General features: G+C 63.3%; 25 protein-coding genes and 1 riboswitch. Of the genes, 11 read left to right on the forward strand and 14 right to left on the reverse strand.

Annotation, left to right across the window (positions count from 1 at the left end; translation table 11 throughout):
• The 8 genes from BMY31_RS00005 to BMY31_RS00040 all read right to left on the reverse strand — a co-directional run.
• Positions 1 to 249: helix-turn-helix domain-containing protein (locus BMY31_RS00005; RefSeq protein WP_143802901.1), on the reverse strand; the 249-nt coding region annotated here is incomplete at its 3' end.
• Positions 250 to 354: 105 nt separating this feature from the next.
• The gene (pflB, locus tag BMY31_RS00010) at positions 355 to 2,628 is read right to left on the reverse strand and encodes a formate C-acetyltransferase (protein ID WP_078686251.1); all 2,274 of its coding nucleotides are present in this window, start codon (positions 2,626 to 2,628) and stop codon (positions 355 to 357) included.
• A 30-nt stretch (positions 2,629 to 2,658) separates the two neighbouring features.
• Complete coding sequence (gene pflA, locus BMY31_RS00015; RefSeq protein ID WP_078686252.1) at positions 2,659 to 3,390, reverse strand: pyruvate formate-lyase-activating protein; 732 nt, start codon at positions 3,388 to 3,390, stop codon at positions 2,659 to 2,661.
• Positions 3,391 to 3,643: 253 nt separating this feature from the next.
• The gene (locus BMY31_RS00020) at positions 3,644 to 4,381 is read right to left on the reverse strand and encodes a Crp/Fnr family transcriptional regulator (protein ID WP_257612273.1); all 738 of its coding nucleotides are present in this window, start codon (positions 4,379 to 4,381) and stop codon (positions 3,644 to 3,646) included.
• 127 nt (positions 4,382 to 4,508) lie between these two features.
• A complete protein-coding gene (locus BMY31_RS00025; RefSeq protein ID WP_078686253.1) occupies positions 4,509 to 5,075 on the reverse strand; it encodes a hypothetical protein in 567 nt (188 codons plus the stop codon).
• Between the two features lie 4 nt (positions 5,076 to 5,079).
• Positions 5,080 to 5,283 (reverse strand): helix-turn-helix transcriptional regulator, encoded by a 204-nt coding sequence (locus BMY31_RS00030; RefSeq protein WP_255375249.1) that lies wholly within the window; start codon positions 5,281 to 5,283, stop codon positions 5,080 to 5,082.
• 240 nt (positions 5,284 to 5,523) lie between these two features.
• Entirely contained in the window at positions 5,524 to 6,153 is a 630-nt protein-coding gene (locus BMY31_RS00035; protein WP_091007207.1) for a lactate utilization protein, read from the reverse strand.
• A 116-nt stretch (positions 6,154 to 6,269) separates the two neighbouring features.
• Positions 6,270 to 7,415 carry a CobW family GTP-binding protein gene (locus BMY31_RS00040; protein ID WP_091007209.1) on the reverse strand — a complete coding sequence of 382 codons (1,146 nt, stop codon included), beginning with the start codon at positions 7,413 to 7,415 and terminating at the stop codon, positions 6,270 to 6,272.
• Between the two features lie 199 nt (positions 7,416 to 7,614).
• Here BMY31_RS00040 and BMY31_RS00045 point away from each other — a divergent pair, with 199 nt between their 5' ends.
• The 3 genes from BMY31_RS00045 to BMY31_RS00055 all read left to right on the forward strand — a co-directional run bounded on the left by BMY31_RS00045 (position 7,615) and on the right by BMY31_RS00055 (position 9,810).
• Complete coding sequence (locus BMY31_RS00045; RefSeq protein WP_091007212.1) at positions 7,615 to 8,013, forward strand: ArsR/SmtB family transcription factor; 399 nt, start codon at positions 7,615 to 7,617, stop codon at positions 8,011 to 8,013.
• Between the two features lie 27 nt (positions 8,014 to 8,040).
• Positions 8,041 to 8,778 carry a ZIP family metal transporter gene (locus tag BMY31_RS00050; RefSeq protein WP_078686257.1) on the forward strand — a complete coding sequence of 246 codons (738 nt, stop codon included), beginning with the start codon at positions 8,041 to 8,043 and terminating at the stop codon, positions 8,776 to 8,778.
• A 78-nt stretch (positions 8,779 to 8,856) separates the two neighbouring features.
• Positions 8,857 to 9,810, forward strand: coding sequence for an L-lactate dehydrogenase (locus BMY31_RS00055; RefSeq protein WP_091007215.1), 954 nt, complete (start codon positions 8,857 to 8,859; stop codon positions 9,808 to 9,810).
• 28 nt (positions 9,811 to 9,838) lie between these two features.
• Here the strand turns inward: BMY31_RS00055 and BMY31_RS00060 are convergent, their stop codons facing one another.
• Positions 9,839 to 11,236 carry an MATE family efflux transporter gene (locus BMY31_RS00060; protein ID WP_091007218.1) on the reverse strand — a complete coding sequence of 466 codons (1,398 nt, stop codon included), beginning with the start codon at positions 11,234 to 11,236 and terminating at the stop codon, positions 9,839 to 9,841.
• Between the two features lie 240 nt (positions 11,237 to 11,476).
• On the opposite strand from BMY31_RS00060, the gene BMY31_RS00065 reads away from it, so the two are divergent.
• Positions 11,477 to 12,514: a Gfo/Idh/MocA family oxidoreductase gene (locus BMY31_RS00065; RefSeq protein WP_180363860.1), complete on the forward strand. Its 1,038-nt coding sequence runs from the start codon at positions 11,477 to 11,479 to the stop codon at positions 12,512 to 12,514.
• A 76-nt stretch (positions 12,515 to 12,590) separates the two neighbouring features.
• On the opposite strand, the gene BMY31_RS00070 is transcribed toward BMY31_RS00065, so the two are convergent.
• Together BMY31_RS00070 and BMY31_RS00075 are read right to left on the reverse strand one after the other, a co-directional pair.
• Positions 12,591 to 13,772, reverse strand: a complete 1,182-nt coding sequence (locus tag BMY31_RS00070; RefSeq protein ID WP_219334841.1) for a phosphoribosylaminoimidazolecarboxamide formyltransferase — start codon at positions 13,770 to 13,772, stop codon at positions 12,591 to 12,593.
• A 19-nt stretch (positions 13,773 to 13,791) separates the two neighbouring features.
• Entirely contained in the window at positions 13,792 to 14,433 is a 642-nt protein-coding gene (locus BMY31_RS00075) for an IMP cyclohydrolase (RefSeq protein WP_091007221.1), read from the reverse strand.
• Between the two features lie 68 nt (positions 14,434 to 14,501).
• Positions 14,502 to 14,586: riboswitch (ZMP/ZTP riboswitch) on the reverse strand.
• Between the two features lie 201 nt (positions 14,587 to 14,787).
• Here BMY31_RS00075 and BMY31_RS00080 point away from each other — a divergent pair.
• Positions 14,788 to 15,429 carry a metal-dependent hydrolase gene (locus BMY31_RS00080; protein WP_180371306.1) on the forward strand — a complete coding sequence of 214 codons (642 nt, stop codon included), beginning with the start codon at positions 14,788 to 14,790 and terminating at the stop codon, positions 15,427 to 15,429.
• Between the two features lie 2 nt (positions 15,430 to 15,431).
• On the opposite strand, the gene BMY31_RS00085 is transcribed toward BMY31_RS00080, so the two are convergent.
• On the reverse strand, positions 15,432 to 16,193 hold the full coding sequence (locus tag BMY31_RS00085; RefSeq protein ID WP_143802902.1) for an alpha/beta hydrolase-fold protein: 762 nt from the start codon (positions 16,191 to 16,193) through the stop codon (positions 15,432 to 15,434).
• 194 nt (positions 16,194 to 16,387) lie between these two features.
• Between BMY31_RS00085 and BMY31_RS00090 the strand changes: the two genes are divergently transcribed.
• A complete protein-coding gene (locus BMY31_RS00090; protein ID WP_257612276.1) occupies positions 16,388 to 18,367 on the forward strand; it encodes an elongation factor G in 1,980 nt (659 codons plus the stop codon).
• Between the two features lie 31 nt (positions 18,368 to 18,398).
• On the opposite strand, the gene BMY31_RS00095 is transcribed toward BMY31_RS00090, so the two are convergent.
• The gene (locus BMY31_RS00095; RefSeq protein ID WP_180371307.1) at positions 18,399 to 19,037 is read right to left on the reverse strand and encodes a tRNA (cytidine(34)-2'-O)-methyltransferase; all 639 of its coding nucleotides are present in this window, start codon (positions 19,035 to 19,037) and stop codon (positions 18,399 to 18,401) included.
• 123 nt (positions 19,038 to 19,160) lie between these two features.
• Here BMY31_RS00095 and pepI point away from each other — a divergent pair, with 123 nt between their 5' ends.
• From pepI to BMY31_RS00115, 4 genes are all read left to right on the forward strand, one after another.
• Positions 19,161 to 20,048: a proline iminopeptidase gene (gene pepI, locus BMY31_RS00100; RefSeq protein WP_257612278.1), complete on the forward strand. Its 888-nt coding sequence runs from the start codon at positions 19,161 to 19,163 to the stop codon at positions 20,046 to 20,048.
• Positions 20,049 to 20,155: 107 nt separating this feature from the next.
• Positions 20,156 to 20,575, forward strand: a complete 420-nt coding sequence (locus tag BMY31_RS00105) for a peptide deformylase (protein ID WP_078686265.1) — start codon at positions 20,156 to 20,158, stop codon at positions 20,573 to 20,575.
• 541 nt (positions 20,576 to 21,116) lie between these two features.
• Entirely contained in the window at positions 21,117 to 21,896 is a 780-nt protein-coding gene (locus BMY31_RS00110; protein ID WP_180371308.1) for an alpha/beta hydrolase family protein, read from the forward strand.
• Between the two features lie 520 nt (positions 21,897 to 22,416).
• Positions 22,417 to 24,060 carry an aminotransferase class I/II-fold pyridoxal phosphate-dependent enzyme gene (locus BMY31_RS00115; protein WP_091007232.1) on the forward strand — a complete coding sequence of 548 codons (1,644 nt, stop codon included), beginning with the start codon at positions 22,417 to 22,419 and terminating at the stop codon, positions 24,058 to 24,060.
• Between the two features lie 123 nt (positions 24,061 to 24,183).
• Here the strand turns inward: BMY31_RS00115 and BMY31_RS00120 are convergent, their stop codons facing one another.
• On the reverse strand, positions 24,184 to 24,960 hold the full coding sequence (locus BMY31_RS00120) for a hydrolase (protein ID WP_078686268.1): 777 nt from the start codon (positions 24,958 to 24,960) through the stop codon (positions 24,184 to 24,186).
• A gap of 261 nt (positions 24,961 to 25,221) precedes the next feature.
• Between BMY31_RS00120 and BMY31_RS00125 the strand changes: the two genes are divergently transcribed.
• On the forward strand, positions 25,222 to 25,854 hold the full coding sequence (locus tag BMY31_RS00125; RefSeq protein WP_078686269.1) for a flavodoxin family protein: 633 nt from the start codon (positions 25,222 to 25,224) through the stop codon (positions 25,852 to 25,854).

Here is a 25,854-nt window from a genome sequence, read left to right on the forward strand (position 1 = left end):
CTTCGTCATGCCCTCGTCGACGACGGCGCGCGCGGCGGCGACCTTGGTCTCATATGAGTAGACGGCGTATTTCTTTCCCATGTCTGTCAGCCCCTCGATGCCGACGGATCTGTACGTGTCGATCCATTTTCTCACGGCCTCGTAGGGAACACCGATCAGGCTGGAGATGGCTTTGACACCGTTCCCCGCGTCGTAGAGCTCGGCGGCTTTCGACCTCGTGGCGGCGTCGTACAAAGTTCTTCGGGTCATGAAAGAAGCCTCCCTTTTCTCATGTCCAAGAAAAGGGAGGCGGTTCAAAGGGGAGGGGGGCTGAGCCGTTGCCGTCTGTGAGGTCAGGCGATGGCGCCTGGTTCCTTACATGCGGTCGTGGCAGGTACGGGCGATGACGTCAAGCTGCTGCTCGTGCGTGAGGTCGATGAACTTCACGGCGTAGCCGGAGACGCGGATTGTGAAGTTGGCGTACTCGGGCTTCTCGGGGTGCTCCATCGCGTCCTTGAGCTTCTCGATGCCGAAGACGTTGACGTTGAGGTGGTGGGCACCATTGGCGAAGTAGCCGTCCATGACGTTGACCAGGTTGGTGACGCGCTGGTCCTCGTCGTTGCCCAGGGCGCTGGGGTTGATGGTCTGCGTGTTGGAGATGCCGTCGAGCGCGTACTCATAGGGGAGCTTGGCCACGGAGTTGAGGCTGGCGAGCAGGCCGTTCTTCTCGGCTCCGTAGGCGGGGTTGGCACCAGGGGCGAACGGGGTGAAGGGCTTGCGGCCGTCGGGCATGCCGGCGGTTGCCTTGCCGTAGACCACGTTGGAGGTGATGGTCAGGATCGAGGTGGTCGGCTCGGAGTTGCGATAGGTGTGGTGCTTCTTGATCTTGCTCATGAAGGTCTTCAGCAGCCAGACCGCAATCTCGTCGGCACGGTCGTCGTCGTTTCCATAGCGGGGGAAGTCACCCTCGGTCTCGAACTCGCCAGCGATGCCGTACTCGTCGCGGATGCACTTGACCTTGGCGTACTTGATGGCGCTCAGGGAGTCGACGACGTGGCTGAAGCCCGCGATGCCCGTGGCGAAGGTGCGACGGACGTCGGTGTCGATGAGGGCCATCTCGGCAGCCTCGTAGTAGTACTTGTCGTGCATGTACTGGATGAGGTTGAGGATGTTGACGTAGAGGTCAGCCAGCCAGTCCATCATGAGGTCGAACTTGTGCATGACCTCGTCGTAGTCGAGGTACTCGGAGGTGATGGGGGCAAACTCGGGACCAACCTGCATGGGGAGGCCGGTCTTCTTGTCCTTGAACTTCGCGTCACGGCCGCCGTTGATGGCGTAGAGGAGGCACTTGGCCAGGTTGGCGCGAGCGCCGAAGAACTGCATCTCCTTGCCGGTCTGCGTTGCGGAGACGCAGCAGCAGATGCTGTAGTCGTCACCCCAGACGGGACGCATGACGTCGTCGTTCTCGTACTGGATGGAAGACGTGTCGATGGAGATCTTGGCGGCGTAGTCGCGGAAGTTCTTGGGCAGGCGCTTGCTGTAGAGAACCGTGAGGTTGGGCTCGGGAGAGGGACCCATGTTCTCGAGCGTGTGCAGGAAGCGGTAGTCGTTCTTGGTGACCATGTGACGGCCGTCCTGGCCAAGGCCAGCGACCTCGAGCGTTGCCCAGACGGGGTCGCCGGAGAAGAGCTCGTTGTAGGAGGGAATGCGCGCGAACTTGACCATGCGGAACTTCAGGACCATGTGGTCGACGAGCTCCTGGGCCTCGGTCTCGGTAATCTTGCCGGCCTTGAGGTCACGCTCGATGTAGATGTCGAGGAAGGTGGAGATGCGGCCGACGGACATTGCGGCGCCGTTCTGCGTCTTGATTGCGGCAAGGTAGCCGAAGTACAGCCACTGGAAGGCCTCGTGCGCGTTGGTCGCAGGCTTGGAGATGTCGTAGCCGTAGACCTCGGCCATGGCCTTCATGCCCTGAAGGGCGCGGATCTGCTCGGCGATCTCCTCGCGCAGGCGAATGACGTCGTCGGTCATGGTGCCGTCGCCGCAGTTGAGCTTGTCCTGCTGCTTCTGGGCAATCAGACGATCGATGCCGTAGAGGGCAACGCGACGATAGTCGCCAACGATGCGGCCACGGCCGTAGGTGTCGGGGAGGCCGGTGATGATGTGGGAGTGACGGGCGGCGCGCATCTCGGGCGTGTACGCATCGAAGACGGCCTGGTTGTGCGTCTTGTGGTACTCGTTGAAGATCTGGTTGAACTTGTCGTTGACGTGATAGCCGTAGTTCTCGGCAGCCTGTTGGGCCATCTTGATGCCGCCATAGGGCATGAACGCGCGCTTGAGGGGCTTGTCGGTCTGGAGGCCGACGACCTTCTCGAGGTCCTTCATCGACTCGTCAATGTAGCCGGGGCCATAGGCGGTCAGGCCAGAAACGACCTCGGTCTCACAGTCCAGGACGCCGCCCTTTGCGCGCTCCTGGGCCTGGAGCTCCTGCACCTTACCCCAGAGCTTGTCGGTTGCCTCAGTGGGACCGGCCAGGAAGGAGTCGTCGCCGTCATAGGCGGTGTAGTTCCTCTGGATGAAGTCTCGGACATTGATGTCGTCGACCCAGTGCCCACCAACAAAGCCGTTCCACTCATCACGTAGATCCATGCATGCCTCCTTGGCACTTGTCATGCGGAACTAGTCTGCGCAGCCGCGCAGAATTGCCTCCGCGTTTTTCACTCTATCTGCGGTGGGGGGCTCGACATCTTCCAGCGTGTAGGGGATGCCCAGCTCCTCCCACTTGTAGACGCCCAGCGTGTGGTATGGCAGGACCTCGATGCGCTCGACGTTCTCGAGCCCTGCTATGAAGTCCCTGGTTCGGTGCAGGTACTCGTCGACGTCGGTGATGCCGGGAACGAGCACGTGCCTGATCCAGACAGGCTTCTTGATGGAAGAGAGGTAGCGCAGGCAGTCAAGGATGTTGGCGTTGTCGTGGCCGGTGAGTGCCTTGTGCTCTGCGGGGTCGATGTGCTTGATGTCTGCCAGGATGAGGTCGGTGACCTCCATGAGCCGCTCGAACTTCGAGAAGAACGTGCCCTCGCGCGTGAAGGGGGCAAGCGAGCTGTCGAGGCAGGTGTTGATTCCGCGCTCTTGGGCCTTTGAGAAGAGCTCGAGCACGAAGTCGATCTGCATGAGGGCCTCGCCGCCGCTGACGGTGATGCCGCCCTCGCTGCCCCAGTAGTTGCGATAGCGCTCGGCCGCATCGAGCAGCTCGTCGGCGCTCTTCATGTCACCCTTGTTGAAGCCCCAGCTGTCGACGTTGTGGCAGTAGCGGCAGCGCATGGGGCAGCCCTGCAGGAAGATGAGGTAGCGAACGCCGGGGCCATCGGCCGAGCCGAACGACTCTGTCGAATGGATCCTACCGAGCATGGGCGTCACCTCTTTCGGGCCGATCAATTTCCATTGGTCAATCTAGCCTGAGGTGACGGGTAGTTCATTGATTAGAATCAAGTAACGCTAACGATTCTTGAACGAGCAGCTCAGATGGGGTGCCCTTTGTGAGGAAGGCGCTGAGGGTTTGCCGTCTGCCGAAATCATACTTGCATTTCTAGTATGAATCGTCAGTACTGCGCGATGCGTCCGCAATCGCTCTCAACAGGCAATTCCTGGCTCTTCTCGGTGACTAATCGCCGAGCATCGAGATGGACTTGAGCCCCTCTCGGTCGACGACTTTGAGGCGCCCGCGTCCAAGGCGGGTGACATAGCCCTCCTGCTCCAGTGCGCTGAAGTTGCGCGAGACCGTCTCGGGCCTGAGCCCGATGGAGCGCGCGATGTCGTCGAGCTTGAGCATGATCTCCGAGCCGATGCAGCGGGCGTCGCGGTGGAGGAGGTACTCGGCAAGGCGTTGCTTGGGATCGCGGATGCTGAGCATCGTGATCTTCTCCTCGGCGTCGTCGAGCTCGGTCTCGATCATGCGGATGAGTCCCATGGCGACGTCGGGATGACTGGCGATCATGGCCTCGAAGTCGGTGCGATGGATGCTGCAGAGCTCGACCTTGCTCAGGCAGGCCACGGAGTAGTGGTAGCTGTGGTCCTTGAGGAACATGCCGTGCCAGATGGCCTGCCCCTCGTGGAGCACGTCGAGCACGTGTTCCTCGCCGGTCGCGTCGATGTGGAAGGTCTTGATGCGACCGGAGCGCAGGATGAGTATCGACTCGATGGGATCACCCTCGCGGACCAGGATGGAGCCATTGGGGTGCGTGGAGCGGCGCGCGTTGGAGATGAGCTCGTGCTTCGCCTCGAGAGGGAGGCCGGCGAACAGGCGGATGTTGCCCATGCACGCCGTTGCGTCCACGGCGAACGGGCAGTGCGTGCTCTCTGCGCAGTGATGCATTGTCGAAGCGGATTTCGTCATCGCCATCAACCCTCCCTGCGGCAGCGCGTTATGCAGGCTGCCACAGTTTCTAATGATAGCGGAGCCGACGTGGGGTGCGTGCCTTCCACGTCGGCTCTGTTGGGACATCTCGTATTCGGCCGGCTTCGCGCGACTAGCCTTCCATCTCGCCAAGGCGAGCCCTTCGGCTGCGACGGGCCTTGAGGTACTCGAGATACATTGCGATGTAGCTCATGACGCCCACGAATGCCGACAGGAAGGCGGCCGTCGAGGCGATGTCTGCCCAGGCGATTTTCTCCCATCCAACGACCTGGAACTCTGCCGCGGCTTCGGACAGGGTCAGGAGCGCGAAGAAGGCGATTGCGGACAGGAGGGCGAGAAGGGCAAAGTATGCGCGCGGGAACGTCTCGGTCTCGGCGAACCTGTTTCTGTCGACGTAGCCGGCCTTGGTGAATCGCGAGCAAGCCCAGGCTCCCGATAGTCCGGTGTAGACCAGAAGGACCATGCTGGGAATCAGGACCAGGGACACGCGTGGCCAGTCGTTCATGAGGTTTGTCCGCGTGGCGAGTCCCTCGAGGTGGAGAGCGTAGTAGGCGAGACAGAGGTTGGCGATCATCAGGAACTTGCCCATCCTCGCGAAGACCTCGTTCTCGTGTGCCTTGATGCGCTCGTCGGTCGGTCCCACGTACGCGCGCCACTTGCTCTTGAGTGTGGTAATCATTTCTCTAGTCCTCCCAAAACAGGTCGTTGAGCGTGACGTCCAACGCCTTGCAGATATCCGTGCACAGCTTGAGCGTGGGGTTGTAGCCCCCGGCCTCGATGAGCCCGATGGTCTGTCTGGTGACGCCGACGGCACGGGCGAGGTCGGCTTGCGACAGGTCCTTGGCCACGCGAGCGGCCCTCATGCGCAGGTTCTTCTTTCCCTCCACGTCTTCACCTCCAAACGCAATTGATATCTTACGTGATGTAAGAAATATATTGCATCGATTGGTGTATGTCAACTATATCTTGCATTATGGAAAGAATGTCTGTCGCGCTTGTGACCTCGCGTTTGGGTTGGGGCACGCGGCATGCCGCTCGAAAGAACGTGGCCTGCCGACGCCAGGGGGGCGTCGGCAGGCCGTGGGCTGCGCCTATGAGGTCCGCCCGGGAGCGGTCCAATGGGCGGGCTAGTAGCCCAGCTCGTCGTTGACCAAGATGACGTTCATGCGACCGGTGTGGCGCGAGTGGCGCGTGATGAGGAAGTTGCAGCAGATGGTGTCCGCCGACTTGCAGTTGGCACAGGCTCCGGTCTTGCGACAGGGCGTGTCGAGGTCGAAGCGCTGGGCGTTGATGGGGGCGGCGACGTTGCGGGCGCGCGCGACGGCGCTGTCGAGGTCGCCGCAGACCTTGTTCATGCCAACGACGAAGACGACCTTCCTGGGGCCTTGGGCGATCATCGAGACGCGGTTGGAGTTGCCGTCGATGTTGACCAGGATTCCGTCGCTGGTGAGGGCGTTGCAGCTGGCCAGAAAGACGTCGGCCGCATAGCCTGCGAGCATGGCCTCGCGCGGGTCGTCGTACTTGTCGCGGTCGATGAAGTGGTACTTCTCGCCTTGGACCGCGTCGACGAGGCCGATCTCGCGTGCGCTCATGCATCCGCCCATGGTGATGGTGCTTCCCTCGGGTATGAGCTCGAGCGCCTTCTTGAGGGCCTCCTGGCGGTTGGCGGCGTAGAAGCCGCTGATGTTTCGGCGCTCGAGGCCCTTGATGACGGTCTGGGCCAAAAGCTCGTTGCGCTTGAACAGGTTCTGATCCATGGTTTCCTCTCCCTTGGATGCGCGTTGGACGGGCAAGGCGGCGCGGGGCCGCGTCTTCCTACGCTGGTTGTACCCAAAAAAGCCCCAGGCGCAAGCCCGGGGCATGACGTGGTGCGCTACTCGAAGTCCTCGTCGGGCACCCACTCGACCAGGCAGTCGTCAAGGCCCTTGATGAGCGACTCCTTGTCCATGTGGCGGCCGATGAAGCAGAGCTTGGTCATGCGGTCTCCGCACTCGGGGTCCCAGTCCTTCAGGAGCTCGGGGTTCTCCCTGAGGATCCTCTCGCGCTCGCCGTCGGGTGCGGATGCGACGAACAGGCCGTTCTGCGTCAGGTGGACCTGGTGGCCCGCCTGCTCCAGGACGTAGCACATGTCCGGGTCTTGCTCGAACCAGCACATGCCCTTGGAACGAATGATGCTTTCCGGCCAAGTGCTGACGTAGTCGGAGAGCTTGTCGAGGTCAAACGGGGCGCGACGCTGGTAGATGAAGGTCTCGATGCCGTACTCGAGTACCTCGGGGTCGTCGTGCTCCTCCGGGTGCTCCATGGCGTCCATCCAGGCGGCGGAGTTGTAGGCACGGTTGAAGTCGAAGCGCCCGGTGTCAAGAAGCTCGCTCATGGGAACCTGCGCGTGTTCTGCCTCGACGATGACGGCGTCCTTCTGAAGGCTGCGGACGATGGCCTTGAGCTCGGCGATCTGGTCCGGTGTGACAGTGTCGGTCTTGTTGAGGACGAGGGTTGTGCAGAACTCGATCTGCTGGATCAGGAGCGACTCGATGTCGTCTTCGTCCACGTCCTTCTCGACGAGGTCCTTGCCGCCGTGGAACTCGTCGAACATGCGGGCGCAGTCGACGACGGCGACGATGTTGTCCAGGGCGAGCGGAGCCTGGCCTCCGCTCTTGCTTTGGTCGCAGAACGAGCTGATGGTGTATGCGATGGGGATTGGCTCGCAGATGCCCGAGGCCTCGATGATGATGTAGTCGAAGTCTCCGCTCTTCGCGATGCCGTCGAGCTGATTGGCGAGGTCTGCAGAGAGGGTGCAGCAGATGCATCCGTTGGTGAGGGGGATGAGCGAGTCGGTCTCGGACAGTCCGCCCTCGGCGATCAGGCTGGCGTCGACGTTGACCTCGCCGATGTCGTTGACGATCACTGCAGCGCGGATGCCCTCGTCGTTGGCGAGGATGTTGTTGAGGAGCGTGGTCTTGCCTGCTCCCAGATAGCCGGTGAGCATGATGATCTTTACCGGCTGCTTGCTGTTGGGCATGCGCCCTCCTTTGCCTTGATGGTATTGCCGCGAACATATATAGCCCCTATCGCGCTCCCGTAGTCATCGCGGCGGAGCTTCTACACGCTAACAGCGTTTGTCGATGTGCAGATTGTATCGAGGTAAACGGCATTTGTTGAACGCCTGCTCAACCATTCGTATAGTTGAGCGTCGATTCAACTATCAGGATGGGAGCCGCATGTCCAAGGTGAGCGAGGTTCGAGGGCTGGTGCGGGAGGGATGCTGCCAGCCCGTGCATCCCGAGACCGTCGACTGCGTGCGCGCCGCGATGCCCTGCGACACGGTGCTTGACGGGCTCGAGCAGCTCTTCAACGTGTTGGGTGACCGCACGCGCATTCGCATCCTGCTTGCCGTCTCGCAGCGCGAGATGTGCGTGCAGGACGTCGCGGCGCTGCTGGGGATGACCAAGAGCGCCGTCAGCCACCAGCTTGCGAACCTCAAGGACGCACGCCTCATCTCGTGCAGGCGAGAAGGGCGCGTTGTCTACTACTTCAGCGCGGACGACCACGTGAATCGCCTGATCGAGCTGGGGCTCGAGCATGCTGCCGGCAGCTGCCATGCGCCGCGCGCCATCTAGGGACAAGACGAAAGAGGAACTAATACCATGGCACTTCTCATCACCTTCCTTGCGGGAATCTCTATGGCGGTTGGCGCCGTCGTGGTGAAGTTCTCGAACAATCCGGAACGCGTCAGCCACATGTCGGTTGCGGTCGCGCTTGGTGCCATGGGAGCTCTTGTGGTGCTCGACCTTGGCCCCGAGGCAATCGAGGCGACGGCGTACCATGGCGCGGTTCCCGCGATTCTGGTGGTTATCGTTGGGGCCGCGTTTCTGCTGGCGCTCGACCGCTTCATTCCCGACCACGACGACGAGGATGCCCACAGTCGCCATGCCTCGCAGGACGACATCGCCATCCACATCGGCATCATGACGGTCCTCGCCCTGGTCATCCACAACCTCGTCGAGGGCATGACCATCTACGCGCTGTCGAGCGCCGACGTCGCGCAGGGCGCGTCCTATGCGCTGGGCGTGGGTCTGCACAACGTGCCCATGGGCATGCTCGTTTTCTCGACGCTTCGCCACGAAAGGCGCCGCGCGAAGGCCATCGCGCTGAGCGGCGCAATGCTGTCGACGCTCTTGGGCGGGGCCGTCATGGCGCTCATGAGCCCCATCATGACCGAGCCCGTCAGGGGCATGCTCACCTGCCTGGCCCTGGGCATGATCCTCTACATCGCCCTTGCCGAGTTGCTTCCGCGCGTGCTCAAGAATCGTCCCGTCTGGCTTTCGGGCATAAGCCTCACCGTCGGGGTCGCCCTCGTCTTCCTGGCGACGCGCATCGCATAGGAAACGCAACGGAACGCGCATCGCAATCGCTTGCGTGGTACCTTCTTCGTGTCGCACATCAACCGAAGGAAGGTATGTATGAGCTACAGGAATTCCAAGGTGGTCATCGTCGGGGCGGGCAAGGTTGGCTCCACCACAGCGTTTAGCATCATTAGCCAGGGGCTTTGCGAGGACGTCTGCCTGATTGACGTCAACCGCGAGCATGCCGTGGGCGAGGCCCTCGATATGAGCGATTCCATCTTCTTCATGCACCGCAACGTGAGCGTCCACGCGGGTGACTACGACGACTGCGCCGATGCCGACATCGTCATCATCACGGCTGCGGCGCCCATGCCCAAGGACTCGACCGACCGTCTGGAGATGCTCAAGCCGTCTCTGGGCGTGGTGCGCGAGGTGGTCCAGAAGGTTATGGCATCCGGCTTCGGCGGCATCTTCCTCGTGGTGTCGAACCCCGTCGACATCATGACCTATTACACGTGGAAGGTCTCGGGCCTACCTGCCCAGCGCGTCATCGGCAGCGGAACCTACCTGGACACTGCGCGCCTCTCCCGTGCGCTCTCCGAGATGTACGACCTGGCGCCCGCGAGCGTCGAGGCCTACGTCCTGGGCGAGCACGGCGACTCCGAGATCGTCAGCTGGAACAGCGCGACCATCGGCGGCAAGCGCGTGGACGCGGTCATGCGCGACAACGCCGACCGCACCGCCGGCGTGACCCGCGAGGGCCTTCGCAAGCGCACGGTGCAGGCGGGATGGGACATCTTCAGCCGCAAGGGCAACACCTGCTATGGCATCGCGGCCTCCGCGACGGCCATCTGCAAGACCATCCTGTTCGACGAGAACCGCATCGTGCCCGTCTCGGTGTACGTCGAGGGCCAGTACGGCATCGACGGCATCTACCTTTCTGTGCCGACCATCGTCGACCACACGGGTGCCAAGGAGATCGTTGAGATCGACCTCGAGAAGGACGAGCTCGACGCGCTGAGGAAGTCTGCGGACCTCCTTGGCGCGTTCTACGACCGGCTCGACGCCTAGCTGTGGACAACGTGGCCGCGAGGCCTCGTTACTTGGCCTCTGCCTCAGGCGCCTGGCTCTTCTCCAAGAAGGCCAGGTGCCTCTTTTCGTCTCCCGCTAGCTCGTGCAGAACCGAAGCGGCCATGGGTACGGTCACCAGTCCGGTGATGAGGTCGGTCACTGGCTGGGAGATCTGTACGCCGGTGAGTCCCAGCGCATGCGAGAGGACCAGGACGACGGGCCCCAGCACCAGGCCCAGCCTGCAGGCGCCCAGAATGGTCGCTCGCCACATCTTGCCTGAGGTCTGGAGCAGGAAGTTGGTGATCATGGCCGCGCCCGTCAGCGGCATGGTGAAGCTCACCAGACGCAGCGTGAGCGTTCCCACCCTGACGACCTCGGGGTCGTTGCGGAAGAACCAGATGAGCTCGGGCGCAAAGACGCAGGTGAGGGTGCCGATGCACAGCACCGTGCCGAAGGCCACCTTGAGCGAGAAGAAGTAGCCCTCGCGGATGCGGTCGTACTTCCTCGCACCCAGATTGAAGCCGATGACTGGCTGGAAGCCCTGCCCGATGGCAATCTGGACGTAGTTGCCGAAGCCCGTGATGCGCTGAACGATGGCGATTGCCGCTACGGCCGCGTCGCCGAAGGGCTTGGCCGCGTTGTTGAGCAAGGTGGTTGCGACACCTAGCATGACCTGTCGCACGAACGAGGGGAAGCCGCCGTTGAAGACCTCGCGCGCCAGCGCGGGCGTGAGCTGCACGTAGCGGGGCGAGAGCTTGGTCAGGCCGCTCTTGATCATGGCGCGCAGGAGCAGGCAGAAGCCTATGAACTCGCAGATGATGGTCGACAGGGCGCTGCCCGCGATGCCCAGGCCCACACCGAACACGAGGATGGGCGTCAGCAGCATGTTCAGCACGGCGCCGGTCATGATCGCGTACATGGAGTGGGATGCCTCGCCCTCGAAGCGCATCTGCATGTTGAGCATGAGCGACGCGCACATCCAGGGCGCGCCGATCAGGATGATGCCGATGAAGGTCTTCGCGTAGGGGAGGATCGTCTGGGTCGAGCCCGAGATCAGGCAGAGGGGCTCCAGGAAGACATGGCCAAGAATCGCTATCAGGAGGCCAAGGAGAAGTGCCGCGGCCAGGCCCGTCGAGCTCATCACGTTCGCACGCTCGTTCTGCTTGGAGCCCAGGTAGCGCGAGATGGCGTTGCCGGTGCCCTGACCCAGGAAGAACCCGGCGGCCTGGATCGTGGTCATGGCCACGAAGGAGACCCCGACGGCGCCCGAGGCGGCCGTGTTGATGTGCCCCACGAAGAACGTGTCGGAGATGTTGTAGATGGCCGTCACGAGGTTTGACGCAAGGGCGGGAAGCGCAAGCGATATGACAAGGGGCTTTACGGGTCGCTCGGTCATTTCCTGATACTTGGTGCCGTACTTCTGCATGCATCCCTCGGTTCTGTTCCGGCCTCACTCTCGCTTCGACTTATACACCACCCTTGTTCGAGGCGGCCTACGGCGCGAACGCCATGCACCTCTCGTCCACAATGCCGGTGGGCGCCGCCGCGCGCTTCTGGGGCGGAGGCGTTTTTTGGGAACGGGGTCTCGTGGCGGGGTTGGTGGGTACCCTAGTGGTTAGGGCCGCCTTTGCGGCGAAGAAACGCTCGCCACGGGAGGTTGCGGGTCATGCCAGACAGAATCGTTACGCTCGCCTACATCGGCAACGGGAAGAGCACCAATCGCTACCACGCCCCGTTCGTCCTGGACAGGCCCGACGAGTTCCGCATTAAGACCATTCAGGCCAGGCACGTCGACCATTCCTCCTGGGATGCCTTGCCTGGCGTTCGCTACACCACCAACGTGGAGGACGTCCTGGGCGATCCCGAGGTGGACGTAGTCGAGGTGACCACTCCCTCCGCCCTGCACTACGAGATGGCGAAGATGGTCCTTGAGGCCGGGAAGAGCGTCGTCGTCGACAAGCCCTTCGCCGCGAGCTACGACCAGGCGGCCGAGCTCTTCGAGCTGGCGAGCGAGCGCGGCCTCATGGTCCAGTGCTATCAGAACCGCCGCTTCGACTCGGACTACCTCACGGCGAGGGCGGTCGTTGCGTCGGGCAGGCTGGGGCGCGTCTTCGAGGTGGTGACGAGCTACGACTACTATCGCCCCTGGCAGAAGGAGGGGCAGCGTCTTGACGTGGTGACCAGCGCCGCCTTCGAGCATGCCACGCACTGCGTCGACCAGCTCATCGACTGGTTCGGGATTCCAGACCGCAGCCATGCCGACCTGCGCCAGCTGCAGGGCGCGGGCATGGCAAACGACTACTTCGACTTCGACCTGTACTACGACGACCGGGGCCTCAAGTGCACGGCCCACTCCAACTACCTGAGCGCAATCCAGCGGCCGAGCTTCGAGGTCTATGGGACTAAGGGCTGCTTCATCAAGGTTCAGAAAGACCAGCAGGAGCGTGACCTCAAGCACTTCTATCTGCCCGTTGGCCATGACGACTTTGGCTTGGACGCTCCAGAGCAGTACGGTCTGCTCCGCTGCTACGACGACGAGGGGGCCTTCCACGAGGAGCGCGTCCCCACGGTGCGCAGCAGCTATGCGCGCTGGTATGACGCCCTGTACCGGACCGTGGTCGAGGGTTCCCCGCAGCTCGTGAAGCCCGAGGAGACCTTGGCCCAGATGCGAATCCTGGAAGACGGCGTCAGCCGGTTGAGCTAAGGCGGAAGGGCCAAAAAAGGGGCCTCCCGAAGACCTCTTCGGGAGGCCCCTGCCGTTCAGGCCTGCGGGCCCGCGATTAGTGGTGGAAGAGACGCATGCCGGTGAAGGCCATGGCCATGCCGTACTTGTCGGCGGTCTCGATCACGTTGTCGTCGCGGATGGAGCCACCTGGCTCGGCGATGTACTTGACGCCGGACTTGTGGGCGCGCTCGACGTTGTCGCCGAAGGGGAAGAACGCGTCGGATCCCAGGGTGACGTCGTCGAGCTTGGCGATCCAGGCCTTCTTCTCGTCCATGGTGAGGACCTCGGGCTTGGTCGCGAACCACTTCTGCCACTCGCCCTCGGCCAGCACGTCGTCGTGCTCCTCCGAGATGTAGACGTCGATGGAGTTGTCGCGGTTGGCGCGGCGGATGCCGTCGACAAACTGCAGACCCAGCACCTTGGGGTGCTGGCGCAGCCACCAGGTGTCGGCCTTGTTGCCGGCGAGGCGGGTGCAGTGGACGCGGCTCTGCTGGCCGGCGCCGACGCCGATGGTCTGGCCGCCCTTCACGTAGCAGACGGAGTTGGACTGCGTGTACTTGAGGGTGATGAGGCTCACGATCATGTCGATCTTGGCGGACTCGGGGATCTCCTTGTTCTTGGTCACGACGTTGGAGAGGAGCTCGTCGTCGATCTTGAAGAAGTTATGCCCCTGCTCGAAGGTGATGCCGAAGACATCCTTGGTCTCAATCTCGGCGCAGACGTAGTCGGGGTCGATCTGGACGACGTTGTACCTGCCGCCCTTCTTGGAGCGCAGGATCTCGAGCGCCTCGTCGGTGTAGCCCGGCGCGATGATGCCGTCGGAGACCTCGTGCTTGATGTAGCGGGCGACGCGTGCGTCGCAGACGTCGGACAGGGCCGCCCAGTCGCCGTAGGAACTCATGCGGTCCGCGCCACGAGCGCGGATGTAGGCGCAGGCGATGGGGGAGAGCTCGCCCTCGTCGTCGACGAAGTAGATCTTCTTGTCGGTCTCGGTCAGGGGCAGGCCGACTGCGGCGCCGGCGGGCGAGACGTGCTTGAAGGACGCGGCTGCGGGAAGGCCGGTGGCCTCCTTGAGCTCGCGCACCAGCTGCCAGGAGTTGAGGGCGTCCAGGAAGTTGATGTAGCCGGGCTTGCCGGACAGGACGGTGACAGGCAGGTCGGAGCCGTCCTTCATGAAGATGCGGGAGGGCTTCTGGTTGGGGTTGCATCCGTACTTGAGCTGAAGCTCGTTCACGATGGCTCCTTTCGCGTGGGGGCTAGTCGCCCAGGTTCTTGTTGTAGATGCGGACGTCTTCGCCGACCTTGGCGTAGAGCGAGACCTTGTTGTCCTCGTTGAGCGCGGCCCAGACCTCGTCGGGCTCGGGCATGCTCACCTCGACGGGCTCGCCGGCGAAGGTCGGCAGCGGGTTGCCGTCTCCCTGGTAGGTGCTGATGAAGTAGCCACGGTCCTTCTCGACGCCCTCGTAGGCGAAGAAGTTGCGCTGGCAGCGGTTGGAGCCGTCGTGCTGGTTCTTGAGGATGGAGATCTCGAACGAGCCGTCGGCGTTGATGATCGCGCTGATGCGCGGCGTCCAGTTGGGCTCGTCGGGCTCGTACTCGCGGGCCATGCAGCCGTCGCGGAAACTGCCCCTCTGGACGATGGTGTCGGTCTGGTCGCCGTTGGTCACGACCAGCGCGTCGCCCATGGTGCGCACGGGGTGGTAGATAATGAGCGAGGGGTCCTCGAGCCTTGAGGGGTCGTGCGCCTCGGTCATGATGCCGTCCTCGGTCTTGGTGAAGACGCGGTTGCGGCTGTTTGCGCTGCGGCCCATGATCCAGTAGTAGACGCGGTCCTTGCCGACGACGATGCCGCGGCCGGGGTAGGGGTTGGTTCTCAAGAGCTCGATCAGGTCCTGCATGGTCTCCCTTTCCTGACGGCGCATTCCAGGAGTGCCTGCATAAAAAGAGGCAAGGCACCTCTTGTGGATGCGCTTGCCCAGACGGTCGGCGGTATGGTCTCACGCTGCTTCCCCGTGGTGATCCACGATTATCCGTCAGTAACAGCGCGTTCCTAACAACAAGACTTTAGCACGCCGGCGGCGTGCCGCTCCCCCCGAATGAGGGCGCGGCCACGAGCTCTCCAGGAACGGGCGGCTTTCGCCCGTTCGACCATGCGCCCGCTATACTTGCAGGGATTTGAGGACGGCATGGGCCGCCCGCCTCCGGCTCCGCCGGTGCGCGGGGCGAGGCAAAAACGGAGGAGAAGGGCCTGCATGACGGGAAAGACGCACATTATGGTCGGGACGGCTGCGGCGCTGGCACTCGTGCCGCTCTCGCAGCCCGTCGCCTCGTGTCTCCCCTTTGCGATCGGCGGCGTCATGGGCTCCCTGGCGCCGGACACCGACATCGGCACGAGCGAGGGGAGCCGAGAGCTTCGTCGCGTCTGGGCGGGACTGTTCGTGGTCCTGGCCTCCGCGCTCGTGGCCGACGCCGTGCTTGGCACGGGCGTCTGCGACTACGCCCGCACGCACGTGGGCCTCGAGCAGCTTGCTGGTCTGGCGACGCTCGTGGCCGTGTTCGCGCTGGGGCGTGCCTCGGGCCATCGCGGCTTCTCGCACTCCGTGGTGGCGCTCGCGGCGTCGACCCTCGCGCTCAGGCTCGCCTATCCGCTGCTTGCGACTCCCTTTGCGATGGGATATGCGTCCCATCTGCTGCTCGATCTGCTGAACAAGAAGGACCAGCGCCTGTTCTGGCCCCTGGGCCGCGGCGTCTCGCTGGGCGCGTGCAAGGCCAGCGGCGTCGCCGACGCGCTGCTGTGCCTGGCGGGCTTTCTTGTCTGCCTCGTGCTGGTGCTGCTGCACCTGGACATCCTGCCGGGGGCCCTGGGAAGCCTGGCTGGCCTGCGGCTGCGCTAGGCCTACGCCCCGCGGAGGCCCGGAACATCTTCCTGGCGCAGCGTCCAGGCAAGCGCCTTGCGCATGCGCCGCGCAAAGCCCGTGAAGTGGTTTCCCGAGTTGAGGTCGAAGGTTGTCCGCACGCCGCGCTCCTCGACGAGCGATCGTATGCGGATCGTGTCGTCCTGCACCGAGCGCATCGTGCGATTGGGCACCTTCCTCTCGCGGTTTCCCACCGAGAAGTACATGCGCTCCACCGTCGACGCGAGCTCGTGGTCGCGCACGTAGTCGACGAAGCCCGGGTACCAGAGCGACCCGGAGACGCTGGCCGTGCGCCTGAACAGGCTGGTGTTGAAGGCCGCCCAGGTGGCGAAGAGGCCTGCCAGGGAGTAGCCGGCGAGCACCAGCATCGGCCCGTCACCGGAATCCGCGGCGAGGGCCGCGAGCGCGCGCGGGACTACGTCCTCGGTCAGCAGCCTCAGGTGGTCGCGGGCTTCTCCGCCGTAGTCGGCCTGCCCCGCACGCGTGGCGGATGCGGGCCAGGGCGTGAGCTCGCGATCCCACGTAAGTCCGCTGACGGTCACGAGCGAGAAGGGCGCGCAACGTGGCAGGGGGTCGCCCCCGGTCCCGGGCTTGGCCGGGCTGCGACACGCGTTCCAGACGGTGGCACCATCGTCCTCGAACTCGTTCAGGAAGACGATGGGCACGCCCGGCGCGTCGGAGCGCCTGATCGTGACCGTCTTGTTCCCGCACGAAAACGCGTCGCTCACGTCGTTGCCTGCCATCGCCATCATCCGTCCCAATCGCCTGCGCCTGCGCGGGCGTGTCGGCCGCCCGCACGTCCATCACTGATAAGGTTGTGCTAGTTGGGGCGTCCGCGCAAGGGTGCGGCCGCAGTTTGCCATGACGGGAGGAGAAGGGCGTGGGGCAGTCTGCGACACGGGGGCCTTCGGGCCAAACGGGTTCGAGGCAGGCCGTCGTGGGCATGCTTGCCCACGTTGACGCGGGCAAGACCACGCTCGCCGAGGCCCTGCTGTACCGGGCGGGCGCCATTCGCAAGCTCGGGCGCGTCGACCATGGCGACTCGTTCCTGGACGCGAGCAGCATGGAGCGCGAGCGGGGGATCACGATCTTCTCGTCCCAGGCGGTGCTTGACCACGATGGGGTGCACCTCATGCTGGTCGACACGCCCGGCCACGTCGACTTTGGCGCCGAGGCCGAACGCACGCTCCAGGTGTTGGACTGCGCCGTGCTGGTGGTCGGCGCCAACGACGGCGTGCGGGGGCACACCCTCACGCTTTGGCGTCTGCTCGAGCGCTACGGCGTCCCCACCGTCATCTTCGTGAACAAGTGCGATCTGGAGAGCCCGGACCGCGAGGCGACCATGGTCTTGCTGCGCGACCGCCTGAGCCAGGGCTGCGTGGATTGCGCCTGCCTGTTTGATACCGAGGCGCAGGAGGCGATGGCCATCCTGGACGAGTCCGCGCTTGACGAGTACCTGGATGCGGGCGTGCTCTCGGTCGCAACCGTGCGCAGGCTGGTGGCCGAGCGTAGGGCGCATCCCGTCTTCTTCGGGTCGGCCCTGCGTCTGGAGGGGGTTGACGAGTTTCTGGATGGCCTCTGCGGCCTGGTCGCGCCGCGGGAGCACCCCAAGGAGTTCGCAGCACGCGTGTACAAGGTCACCCACGAGGCGCGCGGCGAGCGTGTCTCGTGGCTCAAGGTGACGGGCGGCTGCCTGCGCACGCGCGACCTGGTAAAAGGTGTGGGCCGTCGCGACGGGCGATCGTGGGCAGACAAGGTCAGCCAGCTCAGGATCTACTCGGGCGCCAAGTTCGACTCCGTGGACCGTGTGGGGGCCGGTCAGGTGTGCGCTGCGTGCGGCCTGGTCCATGCACTGCCGGGCGACGCCCTGGGTGCGGAGCCCCAGGGGAGCGAGCCGACGCTCGCGCCGGTCCTTAGCTACAGCGTCGAGCCCGGCCAGGTCGAGGCCCATCGCGTGCACGAGGCCCTTGCTCGGCTGGCGGAGGAGGACCCGCTTTTGGGCGTCGTCTGGAACGAGCAGCTCCAGGAGGTGCGTCTGCAGCTCATGGGGCCCATCCAGCTCGAGGTGGTGCGCCAGGAGCTGGAGGAGCGCTTTGGCATGAAGGTGGGCTTTGGGCCTGGCGGCATCATGTACCGCGAGACGATCGCCGAGGCCGTGCGGGGCGTGGGCCACTTCGAGCCGCTGCGCCACTACGCGGAGGTGCAGCTGCTGATCGAGCCCCTGCCGCGCGGGTCGGGCGTGGTCTTCGGCACGCGCGCCAGCGAGGACGACCTTGACCGAAACTGGCAGCGCCTCATCCTGACCAATGCGATGGAGCGGCCCCACCTGGGCGTCCTTACGGGTTCGCCCCTGACCGACGTGCGCGTCACGCTGCTGGGAGGCAGGGCCCACTCCAAGCACACCGAGGGAGGCGACTTCAGACAGGCGACCTATCGCGCCGTGCGCCAGGCCCTGATGGGCGCAAGGTCCGTGCTGCTGGAGCCTTGGTACCGCTTCTCTCTCGAGCTGCCGCAGGACCAGCTGGGGCGGGGCATGTCCGACCTGCAGCGCATGGGCGCGAGCTTCGGGGCGCCCGCGATGTGCGGGGGCTTCGCGGCCCTCGAGGGGCGCGTCCCCGCCTCGGAGTGCCAGGAGTACGCGATCCAGGTGAGCGCCTACAGTAGCGGACGCGGGCACTTCTCGCTCGCCTTTGACGGATACGACGAGTGCCACGACGCCGACCGCGTGGTCGAGGAGGCCTCCTACGATCCCGAGGCCGACCTTCCCAACACGCCGGACTCCGTCTTCTGCGCGCATGGGGCGGGCTACACCGTCAAGTGGCGCGACGTGCCCGAACACGCCCACGTGCAGATCGACCCCGCGCGACTCAGACCGTGGCGCGCGGCGGATGCCGCGTTCTTCTCGTCCGGCGCATAGCCACGGCGGAGAAGCGCCTGGCCCCTTGCTCCTACCCGGCGTCCATCCCCGGGAAGCCAATCTGGCGAAGCGCCTCGTACAGCACGATGCCGGCGGAGTTCGCCAGGTTGAGCGCGCTGATGCGGTAGTCGTCGGGATCGACGAAGTTGCCACAGATGTCGCGCCGCATCAGGGCGTCGTGCCGAAGGACGCTCGAGCCTCCGCCCAGCGCGTCGGCTCGCTCGCTCCACTCCTCGCGGTTGGTGAGGGTCTGGTCGTCGGGAAGCATGGGTATGCGCTCGCAGCTGTCGGGCAGGTCGGCGAGCAGCCGTTCGGGCAGGCCTGCGCTCTCCTTTCCGAACACCAGGAAGTCACCCTCGCGGTATTGGGCCTGCACGTAGGTCTTGCGGGCCTTCTTGGTGAGTAGGTGCAGCCTGTGCGCCCCCTCAGCCGAGACGTCGCCTTCCCTGTCCGCGAGTCCGTTGCGCTGGAGGAAGTCCTGCCAGTTGTGGTAGGTGGTCACGTCGAGGCTCTCCCAGTAGGCGAGGCCGGCGCGCTTGAGCTTCTTGTCGTCCACGCTGAACCCCAGGGGCTCGATCAGGTGCAGGCGGGCCCCGGTCACCACGCAGGTGCGGCCGATGGCACCGGTGTTGGAGGGGATCTCGGGCTCGAAGAGGACGATGTTAAACAACTTATCCAGCTTTCCAGAACATGCGCGCCGCGCGCGACTCCTGACGTATCGTATGCAGTATTGCATGAAATGGCCGCGACGCGGGCTGGGCCGGACGCGCGGCGCAAAAGACGAGGGGGCTACGTGAGGAAAGTGACCGAGGGCTCCATTCCCTTTATGGACTACCGGACCCACTATCGCATCGTGGGTGACCTGAAGGCCGGGCGGGCCCCGCTCGTGTGCCTGCACGGCGGGCCGGGCTCGACCCGCGCGTACTTTGAGCTGCTGGACGCGCTTGCCGACGACGGACGCGCCGTCATCTCGTACGACCAGCTGGGATGCGGAGAGTCCTACCTCGAGGGCCACCCCGAGCTCTGGTGTGCCCAGACCTGGCTTTCCGAGCTCGAGAACCTCATCGACTCGCTCGGCCTTGGCGAGTACCACCTGCTGGGCCAGTCGTGGGGTGGCATGATGGCCATCCAATATGCCGTCGAGAGGCGCCCGTGCCGCTGCCGCTCGATCGTCATCAGCAGCGGCCATCCCTCCTCCAGGCTCTGGAGCGACGAGGGGTGGCGCATGGCGCGCGAGCTTCCCGAAGACGAGTACGAGGCGCTTGTGCGCGCCAGCGAGAGCGGTGACTACGACGACGAGGGCTATCGTCGTGCCATCGCCCACTACATGCAGCTGCACTGTGCGGACCAGGTTCCTTCCGACGACGCCCCGGAGTGCCTGCGCCGCCCGAGCAGGAAGGGGGCCGAGTCGTACCTGGTGGCCTGGGGACCGGACGAGCTGACGCCGACCGGCACCCTGCGCGATTGGGAGTATCGCGACCGCCTGGGCGAGGTCGACCTCCCCACGCTCATCGTCAGCGGCACGAGCGACCTCTGCACACCGCTTGTGGCCAAGACCATGTTCGACGGCATCCCGCATGCGCGCTGGGAGCTCATGGCAAACTGCCGCCACATGTGCTTTGCCGACGACAACCCGCGCTATCTGGAACTTGTGGGAGCCTGGCTTTCCAAGCACGACTAAGGCGCCCATGTCAGATAATGGGCAGTCGTGAGAGAGCGTGGCGCCGGCGAAGGCGGCGCTCGCGGAGTTGAGGCCCTACAAGTTGGCCCGGTCGAAAGGACTATCCCATGATCAAGGATCTGGTTAAGGACGAGGCAATCCTCTCCCAGAAGTGCGAGAAGGCCACCGCAGAGGACGCCGAGCTCGCCCAGGATCTCGTGGACACCATGAAGTCGCTTGAGGATTGTGGCTGCCTTGCCGCCAATCAGATTGGCGTCGCCAAGGCCGTCGTCGCCTACCTGGACGAGAACGAGCAGGCGCACGTCATGTACAACCCCAGGATCATGATGGGCCTGGGTGCTCAGAAGGTCCAGGAGAGCTGCATGACCCTGGACGAGCCCTCCAAGGTGACTCGCTATGCGAAGGTGAAGGTCGCCTACGACGAGCTGGTCGACGGCGAGCTCAAGAGCAAGAAGCGTGACTTCATCGGCTGGACCGCGCAGATGATCCAGCACATGTGCGACCACTGCCGCGGCAAGCTGGTCTAAGGACCAGACAGACAGATTGAACCTTTGGAGGCCTTCGGGTCTCCTTTTTTGTGTCGCGCGGCATAAGGCTGCGGGGGGGGTGCGGCCTCCTGCCGTCCTGGGGGGGCGACGTGCCGCAGTGGTGGAAAACGATGGCATGAGGTGGTCAAACGCTGAAATGGACGGAGGCGCCCCAGTTTCATCCGTGAACGGTAGCAATTATTTACATAGGTTGTTAAACGTAAAAGAACATGTCATATATGTATTAGAATTAATGAATAACGCGAGATGAGGTGCACGCAGCGAAAGAAATCGTTTTCAGAATTTATCGTCACGATAGTTTACCTATCGCTAGCTGCAGCGATAAGTTGTGGCGAAGATGCAGACGAGACGTGTAGGTCGCGTGTTCGAGGGAGACAGTAACGTGTTTTCGTGTAAAAATCTCTCACGACGCTTGAAATTGCTGGTTGCATTCTGACATTTACCCTGCGCTATTGCAGGGTTTCTTTTTGCAGGAGGAACATCCATGGCTTTTGGTATGAATGGTCTAGGCAAGCGACCTGTGAGCTCATATATCAAGGAGGACCTCTGGTGCGCGCGTGGCAGCGAGCGCATTCACAGCGTTCTCTTCGCACCGCGCGCCATGAACGGGTGTGCGCCCGTCGTCGTCTGCGCGCACGCCTTTGGCGGCAGCTATCGTGACACTGTTGACTACGCCGAGAGCATGGCGCGCAACGGCTACGTCGCGGTCTCCATCGACCTCCGCGGTGGCTCCTCTCACTCCACCAGCGATGGCGATGTCATGAACGCCTCTGTCGCCACGATGGCGCAGGACATCGAGAGCGTCGTGCGCGCTCTTGTCATGCGCAGCGACGTCGACGTCGACAACATCTATCTGATGGGCCAGGGCGAGGGCGCCGTCGCCGCGACGCGCGTCGCCACCTCTGGTGCGGCTGACATCCGCGGCATGGTGCTTTGCTACCCCACCTTCAACCTCCAGGACCTCATGGTCAAGGCATTCGGTACCGCTAGCAAGATTCCCGAGAGCTTCGATCTCTGGCAGGTTGCCGGTCGTGCCTTCGGCCTCGACGCCATCAGCAACGATCCCTATGCCGGCATGGAGTCCTACGAGGGGCGCACGATCATCTTCCACGGCGACAGGGACAAGATTGCGCCGTTTGCCTATTCCCACAAGGCTGCGAGGCTGCTACCCAACGCTCGCATCGAGGTCCTTTCCAAGGTCGCCCACGGGTTCTTCGGCATTGCCGCCCGCACCGTGGTCGAGGAGAGCCTGAACATGATTGAGGCTACGCGCGTCAGGAAGGCTTCCGCCGCTGCATAGCGTTTGCTGACGCAAGAAATTGAACTGCTATCTATATGGCACCCCATACGACGGCATGGGGTGCCATATTTGTATCTGCTGCTGCTTCTTTTGATCGCTGGTCCTGCCATCCTGCATCATGTGAACAATCGTGGTGCCTTTAGAACGTCGCCGACGAGCGATGGTAGTGAACTTGTTCAATTTGTTCAATTTTGGTTTGAAGCAACTGTGACAAGAGGTATGAATCAAATTCACTGCAAGTATATGTTGGCGCGTTGGTGTGATATTGGATGCGCCTTATCCTGCGACGACTTAGAATCAGCTAAGTTATCTGCGGAAATGCACACTATGACGATCGCTGCGGCGAGCATGTGGACAGATGCTGAGGCAATGCCAGGCTGCCTATCGTAAATGACCGTTCGCAAGGAACATTTGCACACAATTGAACTCAATGGGCTCCCGTGCGCTCTGGGCATGCTATTCTCAAATGAACTTGAACTGACTTTGAACTATCTCGGTTCCCGACCTTTGGAGGGCGAACATGGAGACGACGTTTGCAGACAGGCTCAGAAGTTCGATGGAGTCCAACGGCTTCAAGCAGATCGATCTGATTCGACTTGCCGAGGAGCGTGGGCAGAAGCTCGGAAAAAGCCAGATCAGTCAGTACCTAAGCGGAAAGACCGAGCCGCGTCCCGGAATCATGGAGCTGCTGGCCGACATTCTTTCCGTGAGCGAGGACTGGCTCGCGGGGGATGGCTACGGCTCCTCGTCTTACGCATCCTCTTCGTCGCTCTCCTATGCCACGCCGTCCATGGGGTCCGCGGGCGATGACGCCTCCCAGACCGACTCCGTCACGGGTTCGCAGGAAGGCGCCACGTCGAAGCCGAGTCCTTCTCCCGCGCCGCGTCCTCAGGCGCCCAGGCGCTCTCGCTCTCGCAGGGCATCCCGCCAACCCGAGATGGAGAACGGCGTGCGCATGTTCACCAAGTCTCACAAGCTCGACAACGTCTTGTACGACGTCCGCGGCCCCGTGCTCGACGAGGCGAATCGCATGGAGGACCAGGGCGTCCACGTGCTCAAGCTGAACATCGGCAACCCGGCGCCCTTTGGCTTCCGCACTCCCGACGAGGTCGTAAAGGACATGCAGGACCAGCTGAGGGACTGCGAGGGCTATTCCGACAGCCGCGGCCTCTTCTCGGCGCGCAAGGCCATCATGCAGTACGACCAGCTCAAGGGCATCCCCAACGTGGACGTGGAGGACATCTACACCGGAAACGGCGCCTCCGAGCTCATCAACCTTGCCATGTCGGCATTCCTGGACGACGGGGACGAGATCCTGATTCCCAGCCCCGACTACCCGCTGTGGACGGCTTCCGCGACGCTGGCCGGCGGTCGCGTGATCCACTACGTCTGCGACGAGCAGGCCAACTGGTACCCCGACATCGACGACATCCGCTCGAAGATCACCCCGCGTACCAAGGGCATCGTCATCATCAATCCTAACAACCCCACGGGCGCCCTGTATCCCAAGGAGGTCCTCGAGGAGATCGTCCAGGTGGCGCGCGAGCACCAGCTGGTGATCTTCTCGGACGAGATCTACGATCGCCTGGTGATGGACGGCAAGGAGCACGTCTCCATCGCGAGCCTCGCGCCCGACCTGTTCTGCATCACGTTCAATGGCCTCTCCAAGAGCCACATGATCGCGGGCTACCGCATCGGCTGGATGAGCCTCTCCGGCAACAAGCGCATCGCGAGGGACCTAATCGATGGCATCAACATGCTGTCGAACATGCGCCTGTGCTCTAACGTCCCCGCGCAGTCCGTCGTCCAGACCTGCCTGGGCGGCATCCAGCGCGCCAAGAACTATCTGGTTCCCGGTGGTCGCATCTACGACCAGCGCGAGTACGTCTACGATCGCCTGTCGCAGATGGAGGGCGTCACGGTCAACAAGCCGGACGCCGCGTTCTACATGTTCCCGCGCCTTGACCCCCAGAAGTTCAACATCCGCGACGACGACCAGTTCGCCCTCGATCTCCTCAAAGAGAAGCACGTCCTGATCGTGGGCGGCAAGGGGTTCAACTGGATGACGCCGGGCTACTTCCGCGTGGTCTACCTGCCGCGCATGCACACGCTCGAGGACGCGATGGACAACCTTGAGGACTTCCTGCGCTATTACAGGCAGTAGGGACTCGCGCACGGCGAGAGCGAAGGCGGTTCCTCGGCAATGAACGCACGCCCTTCTCCCCAAAATAGGGGGAGAAGGGCGTGTCGCGTTTGGCTTGAAAATTTCAGGAAGGCGTGCCTAGCGCTACTGCAGCGTGTCGCCGCCGGTCAGAATCTCGAGGAAGTCGCGCAGGGTATCCTGGTCGGTGTCGGTCGTCTTGAAGTTGAACTCGGGGTTCTTGGTCTTGAGCGCGCGGTACTGCGACATGAACTCCCCGATGATCTGTCCCGTGGTGGGTGGGGTGTAGACGATGGAGTTCGCGCCGGCTTCGATGGTGGCCAGGATCGATTCGTCGGAGTTGCCGCCCGTCGCGATGATGGGGACCTTGGGGAACTCCTCACGAATCTGACGGACGACCTCGGGGGTCTTGGCGCCGGCCGCGACGTTGAGGATCGAGACGCCGGCATCCAGGCGACCCTGGATGTCCTCGCCCTCGTCGGCGACGGTCGCGACGATGGGAATGTCGATCAGCCTGCGGATCAGGCGGATGTTCGAGTTGCTCATGGGCGTGTTCACCACGACGCCAAAGGCACCCTGGGCCTCGGCGTCCTGCGCGATGACGGCCGAGCGAACCCCCTTGGTCACGCCGCCTCCGACTCCCACGAAGACGGGGGCCATGGCGGAGTTGATGACGGCCTGCGAGATGGTCTGCTGCGGGGTGAACGGGTAGACGGCCAGGACCGCGTCGGCGTTGCAGTTGCGGATGATGGCGACGTCGGTCGAGAAGATGATCGTCTTGATGCGACGACCCATGACGACCATGCCCTTTGCCTTGTAGATGGTCTCGGGAAGCCTGAGCGCGTGAGCGCGCAGCGTGCCGGAGATGCGAGGGATGTGGTCGTCGGTGTTGGGCGTGCCCATTTAGGCCTCCTTAGTGACATGCGGGATACGGCTTCGTTTCGGCCCAAGAATGATAGTTCCCATTCGGCGGCGCTGTAAAGCCTTCTTTTACGACGATGTGCCAGACGCACAATGGCTCTGGTGGGAAGCGACGCCATCGGTGCGGCCCGCGGCGTGCGCCGCACGTGCGACGGGTGTGGGGTGGGGTATAAGGAACGAAGGAGACGCCGTCCCGTCGCCCGAATGGCGGGCGCGGGTCCAAATGCTTTGGAAGGGGAGCCCATGAACGTCATCTTGGTCAACGGAAGCCCTCACAGGAGGGGATGCACCGCTCGCGCGCTGCAGGAGGTCGCCGTTCCGCTCAAGGATGCCGGCATCGACGTCGTTGACTTCTGGATAGGCTCGAGGGAGCTCGGCGGATGCAAGGCCTGTGGCTATTGCTCCACGGCCGGCAAGTGCGTCATGGAAGACAAGGTGAACGAGTTCAACGAGCTCGCCCTCGACGCCGACGGCTTCGTGTTCGGATCGCCCGTCTACTACGCCTCTATGGCCGGACAGATGCGCTCGTTCATGGATCGAGTATTCTATTCGTCCAACGACCCCCGTCGCTTTCACATGAAGCCTGCCGCCGGCATTTCGAACTCCCGTCGCGCGGGCAGCGTGACCACGTACGACCAGTTCAACAAGTACTTCGGAATCAGCAACATGCTCATCGTGTCCGGAAGCTACTGGAACGAGACGCACGGGTTCACTCCCGATGACGTCGAGAAGGACATAGAGGGCTTGCGCACGATGCGCGCCATCGGATTGAACATGGCATACGTGCTGAGGGCGAAGGAGGCTGCGGCCGCCGCGGGCATCCAAGTGCCCGAGCGGCTGTCTGGTCCCAGCACAAGCTTTATGGATGGCAAGTAG

This window comes from Parafannyhessea umbonata (assembly GCF_900111255.1).
In the GTDB taxonomy this organism is placed as follows: Bacteria; Actinomycetota; Coriobacteriia; order Coriobacteriales; family Atopobiaceae; genus Olsenella_J; species Olsenella_J umbonata_A.

Excerpts from the sequence above, each read along its gene's own strand:
- pflB (WP_078686251.1), bottom strand. The coding sequence starts at position 2,628 with ATGGATCTACGTGATGAGTGGAACGGCTTTGTTGGTGGGCACTGGGTC.
- pflA (WP_078686252.1), bottom strand. The coding sequence starts at position 3,390 with ATGCTCGGTAGGATCCATTCGACAGAGTCGTTCGGCTCGGCCGATGGC.
- BMY31_RS00020 (WP_257612273.1), bottom strand. The coding sequence starts at position 4,381 with ATGGCGATGACGAAATCCGCTTCGACAATGCATCACTGCGCAGAGAGC.
- BMY31_RS00025 (WP_078686253.1), bottom strand. The coding sequence starts at position 5,075 with ATGATTACCACACTCAAGAGCAAGTGGCGCGCGTACGTGGGACCGACC.
- BMY31_RS00035 (WP_091007207.1), bottom strand. The coding sequence starts at position 6,153 with ATGGATCAGAACCTGTTCAAGCGCAACGAGCTTTTGGCCCAGACCGTC.
- BMY31_RS00040 (WP_091007209.1), bottom strand. The coding sequence starts at position 7,415 with ATGCCCAACAGCAAGCAGCCGGTAAAGATCATCATGCTCACCGGCTAT.
- BMY31_RS00045 (WP_091007212.1), top strand. The coding sequence starts at position 7,615 with ATGTCCAAGGTGAGCGAGGTTCGAGGGCTGGTGCGGGAGGGATGCTGC.
- BMY31_RS00050 (WP_078686257.1), top strand. The coding sequence starts at position 8,041 with ATGGCACTTCTCATCACCTTCCTTGCGGGAATCTCTATGGCGGTTGGC.
- BMY31_RS00055 (WP_091007215.1), top strand. The coding sequence starts at position 8,857 with ATGAGCTACAGGAATTCCAAGGTGGTCATCGTCGGGGCGGGCAAGGTT.
- BMY31_RS00060 (WP_091007218.1), bottom strand. The coding sequence starts at position 11,236 with ATGCAGAAGTACGGCACCAAGTATCAGGAAATGACCGAGCGACCCGTA.
- BMY31_RS00065 (WP_180363860.1), top strand. The coding sequence starts at position 11,477 with ATGCCAGACAGAATCGTTACGCTCGCCTACATCGGCAACGGGAAGAGC.
- BMY31_RS00075 (WP_091007221.1), bottom strand. The coding sequence starts at position 14,433 with ATGCAGGACCTGATCGAGCTCTTGAGAACCAACCCCTACCCCGGCCGC.
- BMY31_RS00080 (WP_180371306.1), top strand. The coding sequence starts at position 14,788 with ATGACGGGAAAGACGCACATTATGGTCGGGACGGCTGCGGCGCTGGCA.
- BMY31_RS00085 (WP_143802902.1), bottom strand. The coding sequence starts at position 16,193 with ATGGCAGGCAACGACGTGAGCGACGCGTTTTCGTGCGGGAACAAGACG.
- BMY31_RS00105 (WP_078686265.1), top strand. The coding sequence starts at position 20,156 with ATGATCAAGGATCTGGTTAAGGACGAGGCAATCCTCTCCCAGAAGTGC.
- BMY31_RS00115 (WP_091007232.1), top strand. The coding sequence starts at position 22,417 with ATGGAGACGACGTTTGCAGACAGGCTCAGAAGTTCGATGGAGTCCAAC.
- BMY31_RS00120 (WP_078686268.1), bottom strand. The coding sequence starts at position 24,960 with ATGGGCACGCCCAACACCGACGACCACATCCCTCGCATCTCCGGCACG.
- BMY31_RS00125 (WP_078686269.1), top strand. The coding sequence starts at position 25,222 with ATGAACGTCATCTTGGTCAACGGAAGCCCTCACAGGAGGGGATGCACC.